This is a genomic window from Desulfofustis glycolicus DSM 9705, assembly GCF_900130015.1.
Taxonomy (GTDB): Bacteria; Desulfobacterota; Desulfobulbia; order Desulfobulbales; family Desulfocapsaceae; genus Desulfofustis; species Desulfofustis glycolicus.
In genome coordinates this window covers 45,522-63,132 of record NZ_FQXS01000025.1, presented here as the reverse complement: position 1 = coordinate 63,132, position 17,611 = coordinate 45,522, and the positions used below count along the sequence as shown (strand labels likewise).

Genomic DNA, 17,611 nt, shown 5'->3' with positions numbered 1-17,611 from the left:
AGGGCCAGTTCAATCGCCGAGATAACCGACTCGGGATATTTAGTCAGGTTGAGCAGGGTCCGTTTCTTGACTTTGGAGCCGTGCTCTCCGCGCTCCCGGTACGATTCGCGAAGCAAAATCTGGGTATAGACCTTGTCGCCGCGCTTTGATTTGACTCGGTGGATATGCATGATGCCTGCTTTTTACCATACATAACACACTATGTCAAATATATAGAGTAAAATTTGATGCCTACATAATTCTCTCTAAAATCGCTACTTTAAAACAGCAAATCAAGGTGTTACTTCATTTTGTGTCTGGAACATCCGTTCAAACGGATATCGGCGAGCGTCTCGATGCGGCGGCGGGGAGCGGGGATCTGCGGCCACTGCGCAATGCGTTTCGCATCGGCTTTGAGTCCCTGGTCGGTTCGGCGGTTGGTGAGATGTGGGCAAATCACGAAATTACAGCAATTACGTTTCAGGCCTACAACCTTCTGCTGGAGGCGGAAATTGCCAGGTCCCCGGAGAAAGTCACGGATCTGCAGTATTCCTATGAACAATTGGCCCCGGTGTTCGAACGGTTGCAGCTGGTTTTGGCGCCGATCACCCCGGAACGGGACCGAGTGCTTCAGGCGGCGCTGGATCTTTATCAACTCGGCTTCGGCCCGGCATCGATATTCTCCCTGCGCGGCGCAGAGCTTAGCGATCGCGCCGCTGCAGCCCGGCTCTCCACGGAATCGCATGCGCTGGCGCAATAATTGTTAGCTAGTCCCGCTCATACCCTGACCGTGCGCCTGCGGGAGGCCGCAGCGGCCGATTCCCAAGCTCTGCAGGCGACGCTGGCGCTGGCCGGTTATTACATCAGAATCGATATCGCCGACCAGGGGCACGGAATAGCCAGGGAGCATTTGAAGCGGGTGTTCGACCCGTAGTTTACCACCAAAGAGATGGATAGCGCCAAAGGGAGCGGGCTCGGATTGGCCATCGTCCACTCGATCATTCGTAAGCACAGCGGGGCGATCGACGTTGAATCATCCCCCGGTGGCGGGACCACCTTCACGCTTTATATTCCGGCCCGGTCCGGCGAAACAGCAGCGGTGTCACCGTCGTCGCCGGCCTTGACGGTGCCGCAGGATGATACCGTTTCGTCGGGGCTGGTCCTCGTCATGGATGATGAGGCGATGGTTTGCGATGTGGCGGGATCAATGCTCGAACATCTTGGCTATGAGGTGCTCATGGTCGGCGACGGTGGCCAGGCGATCGATATTTATCGCCGACGTCTGTCCGGGGCACCCCATCTCGATCAACGGCAGGACAGGTTTTAACCTGTCATCCGGTAGCATTCAACCCGTTCGGTCCTGATTTTTCAGCCCGAAGGATCGTGAGCAGGACGTCCGCAGCCGGCGGCCAACCGATTAGGTCGCAGTGCAGCGGCCGCAGACAGGAGCGGCCAGCCCTGCCGGTCATGGCGATGATTGTCACTGCTGGTTGTGACTTCCAGTCAGGGGGTACACGCAGGAGACGGTATCGGCTGACTGATCGCCCGGTTTGTTGGCCGTAGCAGCGCGACTGCCCGCTGGCGTCAGCCGGTACGATTCCAGCGGCAGATTCTTCTCTCCAGCCGATCCAGGATCAGGTAGAGCGTAAAACCGAGCAGCGCCATGCTGCAGATACCGGTATAGAGGGCGACGTAATCGGCCCGTCCCCAGGAATCCATAATGCGATAGCCGAGACCTCTGGTGGTGGCGAAGGATTCGACGAAGAACAGGATGGCCACCGAGGTGCCGACCGAGATGCGTAATGCCGTCAGGATCTTCGGCAAGCACGCCGGCAGGATGACGTGGCGATAGACCTGCAGGCGTGATGCCCCCAAGGTCTGCATCGAGTAGTAGTAGTTGCGGTTGATATTCGTTGCGGCGTCCCGTGTGGTGACCAGGATCTGGAAAAAGACGATCAGGGCAATCAGAAATATTTTCGACAGATTGCCGATGCCAAACAAAATGATGATCAAGGGCAGCAGTACCACATGCGGTATCGGGTAAAGCAGATAGATAAACGGCGATAACCGTTTGCGCAGCGGTTTTTCGGCACCAATTGCCAGACCGAGCGGGACCGCAGCCGCCACCGCCAGCAACAGGCCGAGCAGGGCCCGGACCGCCGAAATCGCCAGATCGTCGAGCAGATTGCCGCCGGCAAGGGCGGCAATGATATCCAGCAGGACGATCCACGGTTCGGGCAAGGCCATCGAGTCGAGCAGCAGGGCGCAGATCTCCCACAGGCCGACCAGGACCAGCAGGGCAAAAAAGGTATCACGCGTGCGGTCCATCGACCTCTCCTGCCAGGATTTGTCGGACAGCGATACAGCGTTGGAAAAACGTGTCGCTCTGCCGGAAATTGTCGGTGTCTGCGTCGGGATTGTCGATGATTTGCAGGACCCGCCCCGGTCTTCCGGACAACACGATGATCGTGCGTCCGAGAAAGACCGCCTCTTCGATGGAGTGGGTTACCAAAACCGTGCTGATTCCCTTGGCTTGCCGGATGTCGACGATCAGATTCTGCAGCCGTTCCCGGGTCAGCGCGTCGAGCGAGGAGAGTGGTTCGTCCATGAACAGGATGTCCGGTTCGATGGCCAGGGCTCGGGCCAGGGCCACTCGTTGCTGCATGCCGCCGGAGAGTTGGCCGGGAAAGTGCTCGCCGAAACCGGACAGCCCCATTTCTTCGAGAAGGGAATCTACCCGGCGGCGCACTTCATGTGGTGGTCTCTTCTGCAAGACGAGTCCCAAGGCGATGTTCTGGGAGACTGTTTTCCATGGAAACAGGCCGAAGTTTTGTAAAATAGTGCCACTCCGGGGACTGCCGGTGATGTCGATGGTGCCGGAATCGGGCTGCAGCAGGCCGGCCAGCAGGAACAGTAGGGATGTCTTGCCGCACCCCGATGGACCGATAATGGCGCAGTAATCTTCACTCTCGAGGTGAAACGAGATATCCCGCAGTACCGGCAGGGTCGCGCCATTGTGGGCGAAACTGAGATTGACCGAGTGGACCGTGATCATTGAGGCGCGCTGTCACCGAGAAAATCAGAGGCTACCATGGTTTCGTAGGGGAGCGCTTCGACCAGACCGCGACTCGACAGCCAGTCCATGACCGGTTGGTACAGTTCGCGGGGGAACGGCTGTGGCAGCGGATAGGTGGGAATCGGATAATGGGGCGCCAGATTGGGCGGGATACGGCCGACTTGTACCACTAGATCCCGATAGCTTTCGGGCCGGTCGTTGAGCGCTTCAACACCGCTGGCATAGGCCCGGAAAAAGGAGGCAACATCTTCAGGTCGCTCCGTCAGCACCGCGGTGCGGAAAACGAGTACCGTCTGGGAGAGACTCTCGTCGGCTTGATCGTCGCTGATCAGTATCCTGGCGCCGTTATCGACGGCGATGGAGGCCAGTGGTTCCGGCAGGGTAGCCGCCTGGACCGCGCCGGAAAGCAGCATCTGCATGCGGATTGGCATCTTCTTGACGTCGATAGTGTGGATTTCACCGGCGGCCAGACCGCTGCCGATCAGCAGCCGCTCGGTAACATAGTCGATGATGGTGGCGGAGGAAACGGCGATCTCGACGCGTTTCAGATCGTCGATCCGGTGGATGGTGGAGCCAGGGGCGGCGAGAATGGCGAAGATACCTTCGGCCGGTGTCCGGCCCAGACCCAGCGAGGTGATCCGCACCAGTCCCCGGCCCTGGTCGAACAGGATGGCTCCGATCGGATCGTTAATGGCGCCGTCGATGGCGCCGGCAGCCAGGGCGCTGTCCCGCTCCAATGCGCTGAGAAACGGGACCAGTGAGACCTCCACGCCTTCCACGCGGAAATATTCATTCTGCCGGGCGACGTACAAGGGGACAACGTCTTCGATCTGCAGCACGCCGATTTTCAGCGGTCCGGCACCATGGCAGGGAACGGCGCTGAAGAGCGTCCAGTGGGCCGGTATTGCCGCGGCCAGGAGGGCAACGAATGTCCTGATAGAACGAAGATTGGCCATGGTGTTTCCTCGGCAATCACCTGGAGAAGATCGGCGGCGGAGATCGACCGCCCAGAAGAAGCTACCGAATATATCGATGATGCGCAAGCAGGGAATGAGCTGACGTCGGTTAAGCCGGAGCGGCAGTCTCTGCCGGTGTCCTGGGCATGGCCGGCAAAGATGACTATTGTTTGCACCATTGGCGGGACTGTCTGTTCGATGACGATATCGGTCGTCGCCGGGCAGTACGGCAAGGATGCCACGAAGAAACCAACAAAAGGAGAAACCAATGGGAAAGGCGATCGTTATCCACCGGACCGGCGGCCCGGACGTATTATCCTGGGAGTCCCATGATCCGGGCAGTCCGGGACCGGAAGAAGTGCGGATCGTGCATGAGGCGATCGGACTCAACTATATCGATGTCTACCACCGCAGCGGTCTCTATCCGCTCCCTTCCCTGCCGGCGGTACTCGGGTTGGAGGGGGCCGGCCGGGTGGAAGCAATCGGTGCGGCGGTGACCGGCCTGGCCGTGGGTGACCGGGTCGCCTATGCCGGCGTGCCGGCCGGGGCCTATGCCGAGGCCAGGTGCATCCCGGCTCATCGGCTGATCAAGCTCCCCGAGCAGATCACCAGCAGACAGGCCGCGGCGATGATGCTGCAGGGGATGACCGCCCGTTACCTGCTGCACGGGTGCTACCGGGTCGAGCGTGGCAGCACGATTCTCGTTCACGCCGCCGCCGGCGGGGTCGGCTCGATTCTCAGCCAGTGGGCCGCCCATCGGGGGGCGACGGTTATCGGCACCGCCGGTTCCGAGGAGAAAGCCGAGTTTGCTCGCAGCAACGGTTGTTCAACGGTGATCCTTTACCGCGACCAGGATGTTGCCGAGACGGTGCGAGAGGTAACTGCCGGCCGGGGAGTCGATGCGGTTTATGATTCGGTTGGTCGGGATACCTTCCTGAATTCGCTTGATTGTCTTCGGCCGATGGGCACGATGGTTTCCTTCGGCCAATCGTCGGGTCCCGTTGATCCGTTCGATCTGAGCCTGCTCGCGGCCAAGGGGTCGCTGTTTTTGACCAGACCGAGCCTGATGCACTATACGGCCAAACGTGAAGATCTGGAAGCGCACGCCGCCGATCTGTTCGACGTGGTTCTTTCCGGAGCGGTGCGGATTACCATCGCTCAAGAATACCCGCTGCACGAGACGGCACGGGCCCACCAGGATCTGGAGGCGCGGCGGACCAGCGGCAGCTCGGTGCTGATCCCCTGAACCTGCGAAGCCGGGTGGAATAGTTGCGCCTGATCAGTGCCGGGGCAAGCGTCAGGTGTCGCCGTGCCGGTGCGGCAGTTCGCCGTGCCGGTGGATGTGGTAGTGAGTGTGCAGGCTCGACGGTTCGCCGGTCAGCACCTTGCCGTCCGCCATGATATTGGTGTCCCGGCAGGTTTCGGCCAGAAAATCGTAGTCGTGGGAAATGATGATCGCCGCAAGATCGAGTCCGGCCAGGATGGCGATCAATCGGTCACGGGTCACCGGATCGAGATTGTTGGTCGGTTCGTCGAGCAGGAGTGCGGCCGGTTCCATAACGAGAATGGTCGCCAGCGCCACCAGTTTCTTCTCGCCGCCTGAGAGCTGGTGGGTGATTCGCTGCGCCAAGTGACCGAGCCCGAGGCTATCGAGGGTGGCCAGGGCGCGGCTGCGGGCCTCGTCGATCGAAGCGCCGAGGTTGAGTGGGCCGAAGGCGATGTCTTCGAGAACGGTGGGGGAAAACAGTTGGTCGTCGGCATCCTGAAAGAGCAGGCCGACTTCTCGGCGCAACCCCTTGAATTCATCTTCGCTGTTGGTCGGTCGCCCGCGAAAGAGGATGGTCCCGGCCGTTGGTTTGATCAGCCCCATGATCAGGTAAAACAAGGTGGTCTTGCCGCTGCCATTGGCTCCGATCAGACCGATTCGCTGGTTGGCGGCCAACGTCAAGTCGACCTGGTTGAGGATCGGACTCCTGTCTGCGTAGCCGAAACAGACGGCCTTCAATTCGATGAGCGGAGTTTCGGGCATGGTAACCGGTTTGCTGATGAGACAGGGATAATGGCGGCCGGACCCGGCGACTCAGAGCCGGTTGAGCAGCGTCTCGCCGGTGGCGAGCATGATGGCCAGCGCTACCATTACACCAAGAAAGAGCAGATCTCCACGTTTAATTGAAAAATGGTTGATGCTGTGGAATTGCCCCTGGAAGCCGCGAAGCAGCATGGCCTGCCGGACTCGTTCGGCCCGCTGCCAGCTTTTCAGCAGCGTCATGGCAAACAGGTAGCCGAAGGTGCGATAGGTGTGCAGATTGGTGCCGGGCTGGAAACTGCGCAGCCGGGCGGCGCGGGCCAATCGTTGGTATTCCTGGTGGATGACGAAGATATAGCGATAGGAGAAGAGCAGCAGCAGACAGAGTTTTCGGGGGAGTTTAAGGCGTTCCAGGCCGTAGCCGATGTCGGCCACCGTCGAGGTAGCCAGCAGGGCGATGAGCAGCAGTACGATGGTATTGGCCTTTAGGGTGATCAGCAAAGCCAGTGCCACACCCGGTCCGCTGATAGCGAGCGGGCCGAGCGTAGCGATGGCTTGACCGGGATAGGTTAGGGGCAGGGTCAGCCAGAGAAAGAGGACAAAGCCGTTGACTACCAGCAGTCGCCTGAGCAGGTGCCGGGCATCGAGTCGGGCCGCAGAAACCAGCATCAGACCAAGAGCCAGGCCGGCCAGTACGGTCCAGGGACTGCGGCTCAGGGCGAGTACCGGCACCAGAACCAGCACGCTGACGATCTTGATGCGCACATCGCTGCGGTGCAGCAGCGATGTGCCCTGGCTGAACTGCTCGAACATCATGGTTGCCGATACTCGTCCAGATGAATCCACAGAACGGCGCCAAGTTCCACGCCCTTTTCTGCACCATCCTCTGTCTTCAACCGGTAATCGCCTTCGTTGAGGGCGGCAAAGCCCCACCAGCCGGCGCGGGGACAGGTAAAGGAAAAGATGCCGTTGGCGTCGGCCTTGACCACTTGGGTGACATGATAATCGCTCGGGGCGGTCACCGCCTGCTCGCTGTTGAAGAATTCGACCTCGACCTCGGCATGGGCGACCGGAGCCCCGTCCATCAGTACCTGGCCGACGAAACTGTTACCGGCGAAGTTGCCGAACGGCCGGAGCAGCGGTACGATCTCGGTCGGCAGGCCGAGCGGTTCATCCCAGCCGGTATCGGCGCCGAACGCGGCGACGATGGTTTTGGTGTAATGGATAATAAACAGATCCTCGGCCGGTTCCCAATAGGGCTGCGGTTCCATGGCAAACTGGTAGACACCGGGGCGCTTGCAAGTGTAGCTGGTCTGCCAGCCGGTGTGGCCCATTACCTCTGTCTGCTCAAGACCGTTGAGCAGATCGGTCTGCGAGCCGTCGGTGGCAACGAAAAAGCGTGCCGGTTTTTCGAGCTCCATGCCGACCATTTCGAAGGGGTGCGAAAAAGACAGGGTCAGGTCGATCGTCTTGTTCTGCTGGTCGGCGATCGGGCTCGAAGGGATGAGCATGCCGAAATGGGCCGGGGCCTCGCCGGCGCCGGCCGTCAGGAAAAGGGTTAAACAGCCGAAGATGGTCACGATTCGGTTCATCACTTCTCTCCTTTCTGAGATTTGATCAGGGCGATTACCCCAAAAATGCCGACAATGTAGCCGATTCCTCCGAGGATATCGCGGAGTCCCGGGCCCGACTGGCGTGTTTCCAGCATGAGTCGTTTCAACGGAGCAACCTGCTTCTCAACGGCCGTTTCGATGATCTGCTGTAATTGATCTTCCGGCCAGGGCGGTGGTAGTGCGATTTGTTGCGGAGGCAGCTCGATAGCAACGGGAGATTGCCGTTCGGAAGCCGCGTGAGACTGATCGTCGGGAGCAGTGTCAGTTTCTACGGGTAAATAGTCTTCGGCCGTCAGCAGCCATTCGTTGCGGTGACCCTCGCCGGCACGCACGACGATGAGCAGGTCGAGTCGTTCGTCGCGCGCCCTGTCCGGTACCGAAAAAGAAAATGTCCCTTGGCTGTCGCTGCGGGTCTGCAGCAAAACGGCGCCGGTCGCCCGGTCCTGAACCAAGATCTCGGCATTTTGTGCCGGTCGCCCGCCGCTGAACGAGGTCTCGCCGATGATCGTTCCCGCCTCGACGTAGGCAAAAACGTTAACCTTGTGCGCGTTGACAGGCGTAGTGATGACGAGACAGAGAAGCAGGATGGATAGGAAAATCGATAGTTGTTTCATGGTCGGCTCCCGGTGATGAGATCGGGGGTCACTTTGGCAAGAAAGGTGATGGCAAACATTGTGACGATCCCCTCGATCAACATAATCGGCAGGTTGGCGATCACGACGAGTTTTGCGGTGGCGAGAAAGCCGCTGTCGGACAAGGCGAGCGACAGAGCCATGCAGAGCGCGGCCAGAAAAATCGCCAACGCCCCGCCGGCAAAACCGGCCACACCGCGGGTTTTGGGTCTGGCCAGCAGCGGACGGACCAGGTAGTAACAGAGCAGGGCCGGGGCCGCCATGTTGAAGGTATTGACGCCGAGGACGAGCAGTCCGCCGAATTGGAAGAAGACGGCCTGCAGCAGCAGGGCGACCAGGATCGCCGGGAAACAGGCCCAGCCGAGAATGATGCCGAGCAGCCCGTTGAGCACCAGATGAATACTGCCCGGTCCGATCGGGACATGAACCAGGGAGGCGACGAAAAAGGCGGAGGTCAGGATGGCGGTATTCATGATCCGGTCGTAGTCGAGCCGGTGCAGACCGATCCCAGTTCCAATGACCGTGAGAACACCGCCGCCGATCAATACCGGTGCGGATAGAACACCTTCTGATATGTGCATCGTGCTGGACCGCGCCGGAATTACAACAGAACGGATCGCCGGCTGCGAAACGCTCCAGTAGTAATACTAAAAAAAAATATGTAACACCTTGACCATCTTCATGCCACGCTGTCAAGAGAAACTTTTCCTGTTGATGCTTACGAAGATGAAAGATCGTCCACGTCCGGTGCGGGTACGTTGAAAGCCGTCAAACTATCGGGATTGACCATGGAACAGATCGGCCTTACCGTTTTACTCGCGGTGGCGCGAACTGGTCGCGTCCTCCCGCAGGGCCCCGACATACAAGTGGAAACCTTGAAAAATTGTCATTTCACCAAATCTCATCGTTGCGCAGTCAAATTTTATCCTCTTCAGTATCATGTATATACCTACGGTAAAATTTTCTTGCGCGCCTCGATCTTGAACGAAATTCCGAATTTTTCAAGCTCCCCATGTGTTTGCATCGTGGGCGCTGTTTAGACACTAGTGTGCAGAGGATATCTGTTATGGAACATAATCTACCTTCATTACCGTATAATTATGATGCCCTGGAACCGTACATCGACGCGCGTACCATGGAGATTCACCACACCAAGCATCACCAGGCCTACATCAACAATCTCAACGGTGCCCTGCGCGGGCACGATGCGCTCCAGGAATGGGAGCCAGAACGGTTGATCGCCAATCTGGACCAGGTGCCGGAGGCGATTCGAACAACAGTGAGGAATCATGGCGGCGGCCATGTCAACCACTCGCTATTCTGGCCGTTGTTAAAAAAAGATGTTGCTCCGGTGGGTCCGGCGGTGGCAGCCATCGCCAAGACATTTTCCAGCATTGATGGGTTCAAGAAGGCCTTTTCCGAGGCCGCCGTCAAACTCTTCGGCAGCGGCTGGACATGGTTGGCGCTGCATGACGGCGAATTGGAGATTGTGACCACGGCCAACCAGGATAATCCGCTATCGCAGGGGAAACAGCCGATTCTCGGGATCGATGTCTGGGAGCACGCTTACTATCTGCTGTATCAGAACCGACGTCCCGACTACGTCGAGGCCTTTTTCAACGTGATCAACTGGGAACGGGTCAACGAGTTGTATCTCGCTGCGACCAGATAACGTCCGGTTGCGGCCGGACCCCCCCATCACGCCGCTTCTGCCGATCCACCGCCCGGTCTGTGCCACCGTCTCAGGACCGGGCGGTCTGCCATATTACCCTTTTTGTTGCAGCATCCCTTGAGTTGCCGTCGGCCACGCGGTTTTTTTCGTTGTTCCGATAAGAAAACGAAGCAGCCGGAGGTAGGAGCGACCAGTCCTTCCGACCAGACACCGACTTTCATTGTTCGTCATGACGTCCCGTCATGGGATTTAGCTGGAATTCGATTTTTTCGAAGCAGCCGTATGCGATCCTTATGGAAATAGAGCGGCGCAATGATTACCATGGAGCTGACAATCATTTCCATAGGAGGTGCATCCATGCGAATCCTGCTTTATCTGGCTACCAACCTGGCGATCCTGGTCCTGCTCGGAACAGTCATGAGCATTCTCGGGATCGACACCCGCTCCACTTCCGGGCTGCTGGTCTTTGCCGCATTGTTCGGCATGGGCGGGTCGTTCATCTCACTGGCCATGTCAAAATGGATCGCCAAGAAGGCGACCCGGGCTCAGGTCATCGAACGGCCGAGCAATCCGACCGAACAGTGGCTGGTCGACACCGTTCGTCGCCATGCACAACAGGCCGGCATCGGCATGCCCGAGGTGGCGGTATTTCAGGCGGCCGATATGAATGCCTTTGCCACCGGCATGAAGCGTGACGATGCCCTCGTTGCCGTCAGTACCGGGTTGCTGCAGAACATGGGCAAGGATGAGGTCGAGGCGGTACTGGCCCACGAGATCAGTCACGTCGCCAACGGCGATATGGTCACCATGGCGCTTATTCAAGGCGTCCTGAACACCTTTGTCATCTTTCTCTCCCGGGTTGCGGCAACCATCATCGACAATTTCCTACGCCAGGACGAGGAGGGTGGGGGGCTCGGTTTTCTCGGGTACATGGCGGTGACCATCGTCCTTGAACTGGTCTTCGGCCTGTTCGCTTCGATCATTGCCATGTGGTTCTCCCGGCGACGGGAATTTCGCGCCGACAGCGGTGCCGCCCAATTGGCCGGCCGCCAGAAGATGATCGATGCGTTGCGCCGTTTGCAGGCCCACCATGAACCGTCCCATTTGCCAGACCAGATGGCGGCCTTCGGCATCAGACCCAAGGAAGGGGGGCTGGCCTCCCTGTTTCGCAGCCATCCACCGCTTGAGGCCCGTATCCAAGCACTGCAGGGCGGTCAATAACAGCACCGGATTCGTTTGTCGGCCAAGAGGCGAGGGTCGGGAGCACACGGCATGACGTGCCCGCCTCGCCTGTCAGCTGTTGACACCGGTGTGGCACTATGCTTCAGGAACGTAATCTTATGGAGCAGAATATTCACCAGACGCTGAAAAGCGTCTTCGGCTACGACCAGTTCCGCAGTGCGCAACAGGAGATCATCGAGCGGCTGCTGGCCGGTCGGGATTGCTTCGTGCTGATGCCGACCGGCGGCGGCAAGTCACTGTGCTATCAGCTGCCGGCCCTGCATCGAGACGGCGTTGGCCTGGTCGTATCGCCGCTGATTTCACTGATGAAAGACCAGGTCGATGCCCTGGTCGCCAATGGCGTGCAGGCGGCGTTCTATAATTCCTCGCTCAGCGGTGTGCAGGCTCGCCGGGTTTTGGCCGAGCTTCACGCCGGCCAGCTTGATCTGCTCTATGTGGCCCCGGAGCGATTGATGAGCGATGATTTCCTGGCCCGCCTGGCCGATATCCCGGTCGCCCTGATCGCCATCGACGAGGCGCACTGCATTTCCCAATGGGGGCACGACTTTCGTCCCGAGTACCGAAAACTGGGCGGCCTGCGGCAGCATTTCCCGCAGGTCCCGATTGTGGCGTTGACGGCGACCGCCGAACCGCATACCCGCCGCGATATCATCGAGCGGCTGCAGCTGCAGGAAGCGCAGTCCTTCATCACCGGCTATGACCGGCCCAATATCCGTTACACCGTCCTGGAGAAGCAGAAACCTTTCAGCCAGCTTCGCACCTTTCTGGCCGGACGTCCCGACGAGGCCGGCATCGTTTATTGCCTGAGTCGAAAACGGGTCGACAAACTCTGTCAGCAGCTTGTTGATGCCGGATTTGCCGCGGCGCCGTATCACGCCGGGCTGACCGACCAGCAGCGCCGTGAGGCGCAGGAACGGTTTCTCTACGATGAGGTGCGCATTATCGTCGCCACGGTGGCCTTCGGCATGGGCATCGACAAATCCAACATCCGCTTTGTCGTTCATTATGATATTCCCAAAAATATCGAGAGCTTTTACCAGGAGACCGGACGCTCGGGACGGGACGGACTGCCAGCCGAGGCGCTGCTGCTCTTCGGCTACGGCGACATTCAGGTGGCCCGCGGTTTGATTGAGAAAACGATGAATCCGGAGTATCGGCGCATCGAGCTGCATAAACTCAATGCGATGATCGGCTTTGCCGAAGCGCTCGGTTGCCGGCGGCGGGTGCTGCTCGGCTATTTCGGCGAGCAGCCCGATCGGGACTGTGGTAATTGCGATATCTGCCTCAATCCACCGGAAATGATCGACATTACCGAGGACAGCCGCAAGGCGTTGTCCTGTGTTTATCGCGTCGGTCAGCGATTCGGAGCCGGTCATGTGATCGCCGTGTTGCGCGGCTCGAGCGGGGAGAGGATTGTACGGCTCGGCCATGATCGATTATCGACCTATGGCATTGGTGCAGACCTCAGTCAGGACTATTGGGGCAGCATCATCCGGCATCTGGTGCATCGTGGCTATCTCAGCCAGGATGTCGGCGATTATTCGGTACTGCGGCTGACCGAGGCCTCTTGGCCGCTGTTACGCGGTGAGCAGCGACTGGAAATGGCGCGCCCCCGGATTCGGGCGGAACAGGTCGGCAGGAAAACGAAAGCAGCTCGTCTCCCGGACGGAGTTGTTGCCGATGAGCAGCTTTTTGACCGGTTGCGTCGGTTGCGGAAGGAACTTGCCGATCGCAGCGGCGTGCCGCCGTTCGTTATCTTTCACGACCGGACGCTCATGGAGATGGCCGGTCGGCAACCGCTCACCGAAGAGGAGTTGCTGTCGATCGGTGGCGTCGGCGAGGCCAAATGTCGGCGATACGGTTCGGATTTTCTTGAGGTGATCGAAACCTATCGCGGCGAAGATCACTGATTGCGGGAGGCTACCCCTTGAGTCTTCAGCACCACTTCGGTTGCGACACCTCGTCGACCAGGTAGAGAATCGAGCGATAGGGTATGCCGGCGTGTAGAGACAGGCCGATTTCGCAGGTTTTACTGGTTGAATAGCCCGCTTCGCAGCTGCATACCTGTTCGGCCAGGCCGTGCAGCGCCGATTCGTTGAGTTCCGGAAAACTGAGACCGCGATCGCCGGCAAAACCGCAGCAGTGAATATCCTGAGGCCAGATGACCCGAGTCGCGCAGGCGCGGGCCAACTCGAGCAGTTTCGTCTCCAGTCCCATCTTTCTCGTGCTGCAGGTCGGGTGGATGGCGATCGTTGTTTCCTTCTGTTTGAAGGTTAGACGATCCATCAGAAAGGTCAGCACGAATTCGATCGGTTCGTAGAGCTTTAATCGGCTGTCTAGGGTGAGGCGCATTCGCTGCAGACAGGGGCTGGTGTCGCAGAGGACCGGCAGGGCGCCATCGTTGGAAGCGGCCAGCAGGGCCGTCGACAACTCCTTGGCTTTGCGGTCCGACTCGTCGGCAAAGCCCTTGCTCTCGAAGGCCTGGCCGCAGCAGAGACGATCGAGGTCATCGGGATAGAGGATCTGGTAGCCGGCCTTGTGCAGTAATGAGGCGGTTTTTTCCGGAAGTGTCTCGCGCTCGTTCTCCGACCTGGACGGCCCGCCCATGGCCCGACTGGCGCAGCTGGGAAAATAAACCACCTGGAGTGGCTGAGCGCTTCCGCCGGATTGCGGCGATATCTTCCGGGCACCGGTCGGCATCTCCCGATTCCAGAGTGGCAGCCGGTTCAGCGTGGCCGTGCGGGCCAGGGAGGAGGCCCGCTCCATGAATGGTGTGCCGGTATAGCGATGAACAAGATCGACCGCGTCCAGGCTCCGGCTGATGGTCCGGGATACCGGTGCGAACCGGGAGCCGACCGCGGCGGCGATTTTATTGGCCAGCGGGCCATGGGCTTCCTGGCGCAGGGCCTTGACCATCTTGCCGGTATCGATACCGACCGGGCAACGGGTCGCGCAGAGACCGTCCGCGGCGCAGGTGTCGATGCCCGGGTATTGATAGCTGCCGGTCAGCCGTTTCAGCGCCGCCGTGCCGGCGCCGGCGGCCAGGCGCCGGCTGATTTCCCGGCGGCCGGCGATCCTCTGGCGCGGGGTGAAACTGAGATCACGCGACGGGCAGACCGGCTCACAGAAACCGCATTCGATGCAGGTGTCGGCAATCGCATGGGTGGCCGGTAACGGTTTGAGATTGTGGATATGCGCTTCGGCGTCGTCATTGAGGATAACGCCGGGATTGAGCAGATTGTCCGGGTCGAAGAGCTCTTTGATTCGTTTCATCAGCGCAAAGGCGGTCGGTCCCCATTCCTTCTCGACAAACGGCGCCATGTTCCGGCCGGTACCATGTTCAGCCTTCAGCGAGCCGTCGTACGTGGTGACTACCATGTCGACGACGTCGGCCATGAAGTCGCGATAGCGGGCAACCTCGGCGGGGCTGGAGAAATCCTGGGTGAAGACGAAATGTAGGTTGCCCTCGAAGGCATGGCCGAAGATGATTGCTTCGTGGTAGCGGTATTTGGTGAACAATGCCTGTAATTCAAGTGCCGCAGCGGCCAGTCGCTCGGTCGGGAAGGCGACGTCCTCGATGATCACCGTGGTCCCGGTCTGGCGAACCGCACCGACCGCCGGAAAGAGCCCTTTGCGGATCTTCCACAGGGCCTGGTACTCGGCCGGGATCGATGTGAAGCTGATCGGCATTACCGTTGTAAAATCCGCCAGACTTTCGCTGATTCGTGCCACCTCGCTGGCCAACTCGCCTTCCTCGTTGGTCCGGGTCTCGACCAGCAAGGCGGTAACCGCCGAATTGAGCCCTTTGAGAAATGGGGGCATGCCCGGCTGCTCTTCAACCGAGGTCAGGCTGGCCCGATCCATTAACTCTGCTGCCGCTACCGGCTGGCCACGGAGGATGGGAATGGCCCGGCAGGCATCTTCCATGGAGGTAAAGAGGATCAGTGCGGTGGCCTTGTAACGGTGCTCGACGACGGTTTTGAACACGGAATCGGCAATAAAGGCCAGGGTGCCCTCCGAACCGATCATCAGGTGCGTCATGATATCGACGGGATCTTCGAAATCGACCAGTGCATTGAGGCTGTAGCCGGTGGTATTCTTGATCTTGAATTTTCGGCGGATCTTTTCGGCCAGCGGCTGGTCTGCCAGGATGGTGCTGCGTAGTTCGGCCAATTGTCCGAGCAGGCCGGCATGACTGAGCCGGAAATCGGCAACGCTTCTCGCATCGCCGGTATCGACGATGGTCCCGTCGACCAGGATCAGGCGGATGCTGTCGATGGTCTGATAGCTGTTCTGTTCGACGCCGCAGCACATGCCGCTGGCGTTGTTGGCAAGGATGCCGCCGATCTTGGCGGTGTCGATGGAGGCTGGATCCGGGCCGATCTTCCGGTCGAAGGGGGCCAGCTGCCGGTTGGCAAGGCCGCCGATGATGCCGGGCTGCAGGCGGATGCGTCCGGCGTCACCGGAGATATGGCAGCGATCCCAGCCGCGGCCGAGCCGCACAAGGATGCTATCGGTGATTGATTGTCCGGACAAACTGGTTCCCGCTGCCCGAAAGGTGACAGGCAGCCGGCGCTGCCGCGCTTCGCGCAGCACGATCTGAACCTCACGTTCGGATTCGACATCGACGATTATCTGCGGGATCAAGCGATAAAAGCTGGCATCGACCCCGATGGCCACCTTGCGCAGTGGATCGGTTATGATGTTTTTTTTTGCTATGCTCCGCGAAATGGCGCGGCGAAAATCGCGATAGGCGGTTACTGATGGCATCAATGTGCTCCCTGGTGCTATTAATAATGAGTATCACTATCTGATCATCTCTTTCTTGTACCATGTTTCCGGCGTTCAGGGAAGATCAAAGGTCCGACCAACCGTTTCGAGCACGCTACCGAGTTGCATCGTTTGTTTTGATGTACGGAAAGGGGGTTATGCACGGAAATCATTGAAAAAGAGGTGACGGTGCGGTAGAAAGGGAGGCCGAATCTTGTTTCGGAGGTATGAGTCGTATGCCAGAGCAGACTGATCGGCAGCACGTTGTCCAATCAAAAGAGCAGACCGGATGTCGCCGTGTCCTGCCCGACCGCCGGATTCAGGGTGAACGCCGCTCCGATCCCCGTGGTGATTGCAGCGGTCGGAAGCGTTCGATAATGGCCTGGGTGCGAACCCTGGCAAACCCGCGCATCGGTGTTGATCGGCGCAAGGGAGTGGATCGTCGCCGCGCTGAACCGGAGCGGACTATTCGCATCAAGTCGCTGCTGACCCAGGAAGAGCTGTCCGAACTATTGAAATAATTTCGTTGACGTGAAGTCACAACGAACGATCAAAATCAGCGCCGTGGTCGGATGGGCTGGTTGATCCTCCCTTCGGCTGCTGCGCTGCGGCCTGGTCGGCCGGGATCCGAGGCCGGCAGACAGGCCATCCATGGCCTGGCCGCCGGTGGCGGACGTCCTGTCCGCCACCCTTCGGGCCAGATTCTCCGCCCGGTCGGGCCTACGCGATGCAGCCTCCAAGAGAACCAACCAGCCCGGGAAGTTCAGCCTGTGAAACTTATATTCATGTACCCCCTCCCCTGACGGGACGTCACAGCGAACGGTGAAAATCGGCGTCGTGGTCGGAAGATCCGGCGGATGTAAGCAACCTTGCCGATAGTGGCGATAGTTTTTATTATTAACTGTGAGGTTCCGTCAACGGGGGCGGCATGACGGTTGCTTTGACCTGCTTTTGCATATTTTGAGGCGAGTGGCCTGGGCACAAGGTACAATCGACAGCAGGACAGATTTTCTCCTATTCATCCCTTCCGAGCAGGTGCCGGAAAAAAGATCGGGGAAGTATTGAGAGTGCGGAAAGGAGCTGGGTATGCGCAACGGGGGTAGTAGCGGTGACGGTCATAGATTCCAGCCGACGGCACCGGTGGCGGCTGTCGCGGTTATTCGCTGTGTTGAACAGGGAGAACGGATTTTGCTGGTACGCCGGGCGAGAAACAGCAAAGATCCCTGGTCCGGGCATTTCGCATTTCCCGGCGGCCGGCGGGAAGAACAAGACCCCTCTATCTTTGCAACCTGTGTCCGGGAAGTCGATGAGGAGACCGGTATCAGGTTGACACCCGAAAAACTGGTCAAAACGTTACCGGCAACTGTTGCCGGAGGCGGGTTGCTGGCACCGGTCCTGGTTCAGCCGTATCTGTTTGAAGTGAGCGCCCGCCCGACGGTGCGTCCTGCCGTCCTGGAAATCGAATCCTATCTCTGGTTGGAGACGAAACGTTTTCGGGACCGTACCAACCACGCCGTTACCGAAGTCATGCCGGGTACGGCGCGGGCGGTGTTTCCGATCGACGACTATTATATCTGGGGGTTCACCTATAAGATACTTCATTCCCTGTTTGTCTGCGACGATCCTGCCACAGGGAGCGTTTGAC

18 protein-coding genes are annotated in these 17,611 nt (G+C 59.2%); 9 read left to right on the top strand and 9 right to left on the bottom strand.

What is annotated here, in order from left to right; genetic code table 11:
* Positions 1-292 precede the first annotated feature (292 nt).
* From BUC26_RS17430 to BUC26_RS17425, 3 genes are read left to right on the top strand one after another with little or no spacing between them, the layout of a single operon-like run.
* Entirely contained in the window at positions 293-739 is a 447-nt protein-coding gene (locus tag BUC26_RS17430) for a hypothetical protein (protein WP_073378075.1), read from the top strand.
* A complete protein-coding gene (locus tag BUC26_RS23095; RefSeq protein WP_143166059.1) occupies positions 740-913 on the top strand; it encodes an ATP-binding protein in 174 nt (57 codons plus the stop codon).
* A 15-nt stretch (positions 914-928) separates the two neighbouring features.
* Positions 929-1,306 carry an ATP-binding protein gene (locus BUC26_RS17425; RefSeq protein WP_073378073.1) on the top strand — a complete coding sequence of 126 codons (378 nt, stop codon included), beginning with the start codon at positions 929-931 and terminating at the stop codon, positions 1,304-1,306.
* Between the two features lie 257 nt (positions 1,307-1,563).
* On the opposite strand, the gene BUC26_RS17420 is transcribed toward BUC26_RS17425, so the two are convergent.
* The 3 genes from BUC26_RS17420 to BUC26_RS17410 are packed head-to-tail and all read right to left on the bottom strand — an operon-like array spanning position 1,564 to position 4,011.
* Positions 1,564-2,307 (bottom strand): ABC transporter permease, encoded by a 744-nt coding sequence (locus BUC26_RS17420; RefSeq protein WP_073378071.1) that lies wholly within the window; start codon positions 2,305-2,307, stop codon positions 1,564-1,566.
* Positions 2,291-3,034 carry an ABC transporter ATP-binding protein gene (locus BUC26_RS17415; protein WP_073378069.1) on the bottom strand — a complete coding sequence of 248 codons (744 nt, stop codon included), beginning with the start codon at positions 3,032-3,034 and terminating at the stop codon, positions 2,291-2,293. Before BUC26_RS17415 ends, BUC26_RS17420 begins: the two co-directional genes overlap by 17 nt.
* On the bottom strand, positions 3,031-4,011 hold the full coding sequence (locus BUC26_RS17410; protein WP_073378068.1) for a MetQ/NlpA family ABC transporter substrate-binding protein: 981 nt from the start codon (positions 4,009-4,011) through the stop codon (positions 3,031-3,033). The genes BUC26_RS17415 and BUC26_RS17410 overlap by 4 nt, the downstream gene beginning before the upstream one ends.
* Before the next feature lie 268 nt (positions 4,012-4,279).
* Here BUC26_RS17410 and BUC26_RS17405 point away from each other — a divergent pair, with 268 nt between their 5' ends.
* A complete protein-coding gene (locus BUC26_RS17405) occupies positions 4,280-5,257 on the top strand; it encodes a quinone oxidoreductase family protein (RefSeq protein ID WP_073378066.1) in 978 nt (325 codons plus the stop codon).
* Between the two features lie 51 nt (positions 5,258-5,308).
* On the opposite strand, the gene BUC26_RS17400 is transcribed toward BUC26_RS17405, so the two are convergent.
* From BUC26_RS17400 to cbiM, 5 genes are read right to left on the bottom strand one after another with little or no spacing between them, the layout of a single operon-like run.
* Positions 5,309-6,040, bottom strand: a complete 732-nt coding sequence (locus BUC26_RS17400; RefSeq protein ID WP_073378064.1) for an energy-coupling factor ABC transporter ATP-binding protein — start codon at positions 6,038-6,040, stop codon at positions 5,309-5,311.
* Positions 6,041-6,091: 51 nt separating this feature from the next.
* Positions 6,092-6,853, bottom strand: coding sequence for a cobalt ECF transporter T component CbiQ (cbiQ, locus tag BUC26_RS17395; protein ID WP_073378062.1), 762 nt, complete (start codon positions 6,851-6,853; stop codon positions 6,092-6,094).
* On the bottom strand, positions 6,850-7,629 hold the full coding sequence (locus BUC26_RS17390) for a DUF4198 domain-containing protein (protein ID WP_073378061.1): 780 nt from the start codon (positions 7,627-7,629) through the stop codon (positions 6,850-6,852). Before BUC26_RS17390 ends, cbiQ begins: the two co-directional genes overlap by 4 nt.
* Positions 7,629-8,264 (bottom strand): hypothetical protein, encoded by a 636-nt coding sequence (locus BUC26_RS17385; RefSeq protein WP_073378059.1) that lies wholly within the window; start codon positions 8,262-8,264, stop codon positions 7,629-7,631. The genes BUC26_RS17390 and BUC26_RS17385 overlap by 1 nt, the downstream gene beginning before the upstream one ends.
* Positions 8,261-8,863, bottom strand: a complete 603-nt coding sequence (gene cbiM / locus BUC26_RS17380; protein ID WP_073378057.1) for a cobalt transporter CbiM — start codon at positions 8,861-8,863, stop codon at positions 8,261-8,263. The genes BUC26_RS17385 and cbiM overlap by 4 nt, the downstream gene beginning before the upstream one ends.
* A gap of 485 nt (positions 8,864-9,348) precedes the next feature.
* Between cbiM and BUC26_RS17375 the strand changes: the two genes are divergently transcribed.
* The 3 genes from BUC26_RS17375 to recQ all read left to right on the top strand — a co-directional run bounded on the left by BUC26_RS17375 (position 9,349) and on the right by recQ (position 13,106).
* Entirely contained in the window at positions 9,349-9,954 is a 606-nt protein-coding gene (locus tag BUC26_RS17375; protein WP_073378055.1) for a superoxide dismutase, read from the top strand.
* Positions 9,955-10,311: 357 nt separating this feature from the next.
* The gene (gene htpX / locus BUC26_RS17370) at positions 10,312-11,175 is read left to right on the top strand and encodes a protease HtpX (RefSeq protein WP_073378053.1); all 864 of its coding nucleotides are present in this window, start codon (positions 10,312-10,314) and stop codon (positions 11,173-11,175) included.
* 119 nt (positions 11,176-11,294) lie between these two features.
* Complete coding sequence (gene recQ / locus BUC26_RS17365; protein WP_073378051.1) at positions 11,295-13,106, top strand: DNA helicase RecQ; 1,812 nt, start codon at positions 11,295-11,297, stop codon at positions 13,104-13,106.
* 25 nt (positions 13,107-13,131) lie between these two features.
* Here recQ and BUC26_RS17360 read toward each other — a convergent pair whose 3' ends face one another.
* The gene (locus BUC26_RS17360; RefSeq protein ID WP_143166058.1) at positions 13,132-15,966 is read right to left on the bottom strand and encodes an FAD-binding and (Fe-S)-binding domain-containing protein; all 2,835 of its coding nucleotides are present in this window, start codon (positions 15,964-15,966) and stop codon (positions 13,132-13,134) included.
* A 236-nt stretch (positions 15,967-16,202) separates the two neighbouring features.
* Between BUC26_RS17360 and BUC26_RS17355 the strand changes: the two genes are divergently transcribed.
* Both BUC26_RS17355 and BUC26_RS17350 read left to right on the top strand, forming a co-directional pair.
* Entirely contained in the window at positions 16,203-16,487 is a 285-nt protein-coding gene (locus tag BUC26_RS17355) for a hypothetical protein (RefSeq protein WP_073378048.1), read from the top strand.
* Between the two features lie 565 nt (positions 16,488-17,052).
* Positions 17,053-17,610 carry an NUDIX hydrolase gene (locus BUC26_RS17350; RefSeq protein WP_073378046.1) on the top strand — a complete coding sequence of 186 codons (558 nt, stop codon included), beginning with the start codon at positions 17,053-17,055 and terminating at the stop codon, positions 17,608-17,610.
* Position 17,611: the final 1 nt, after the last annotated feature.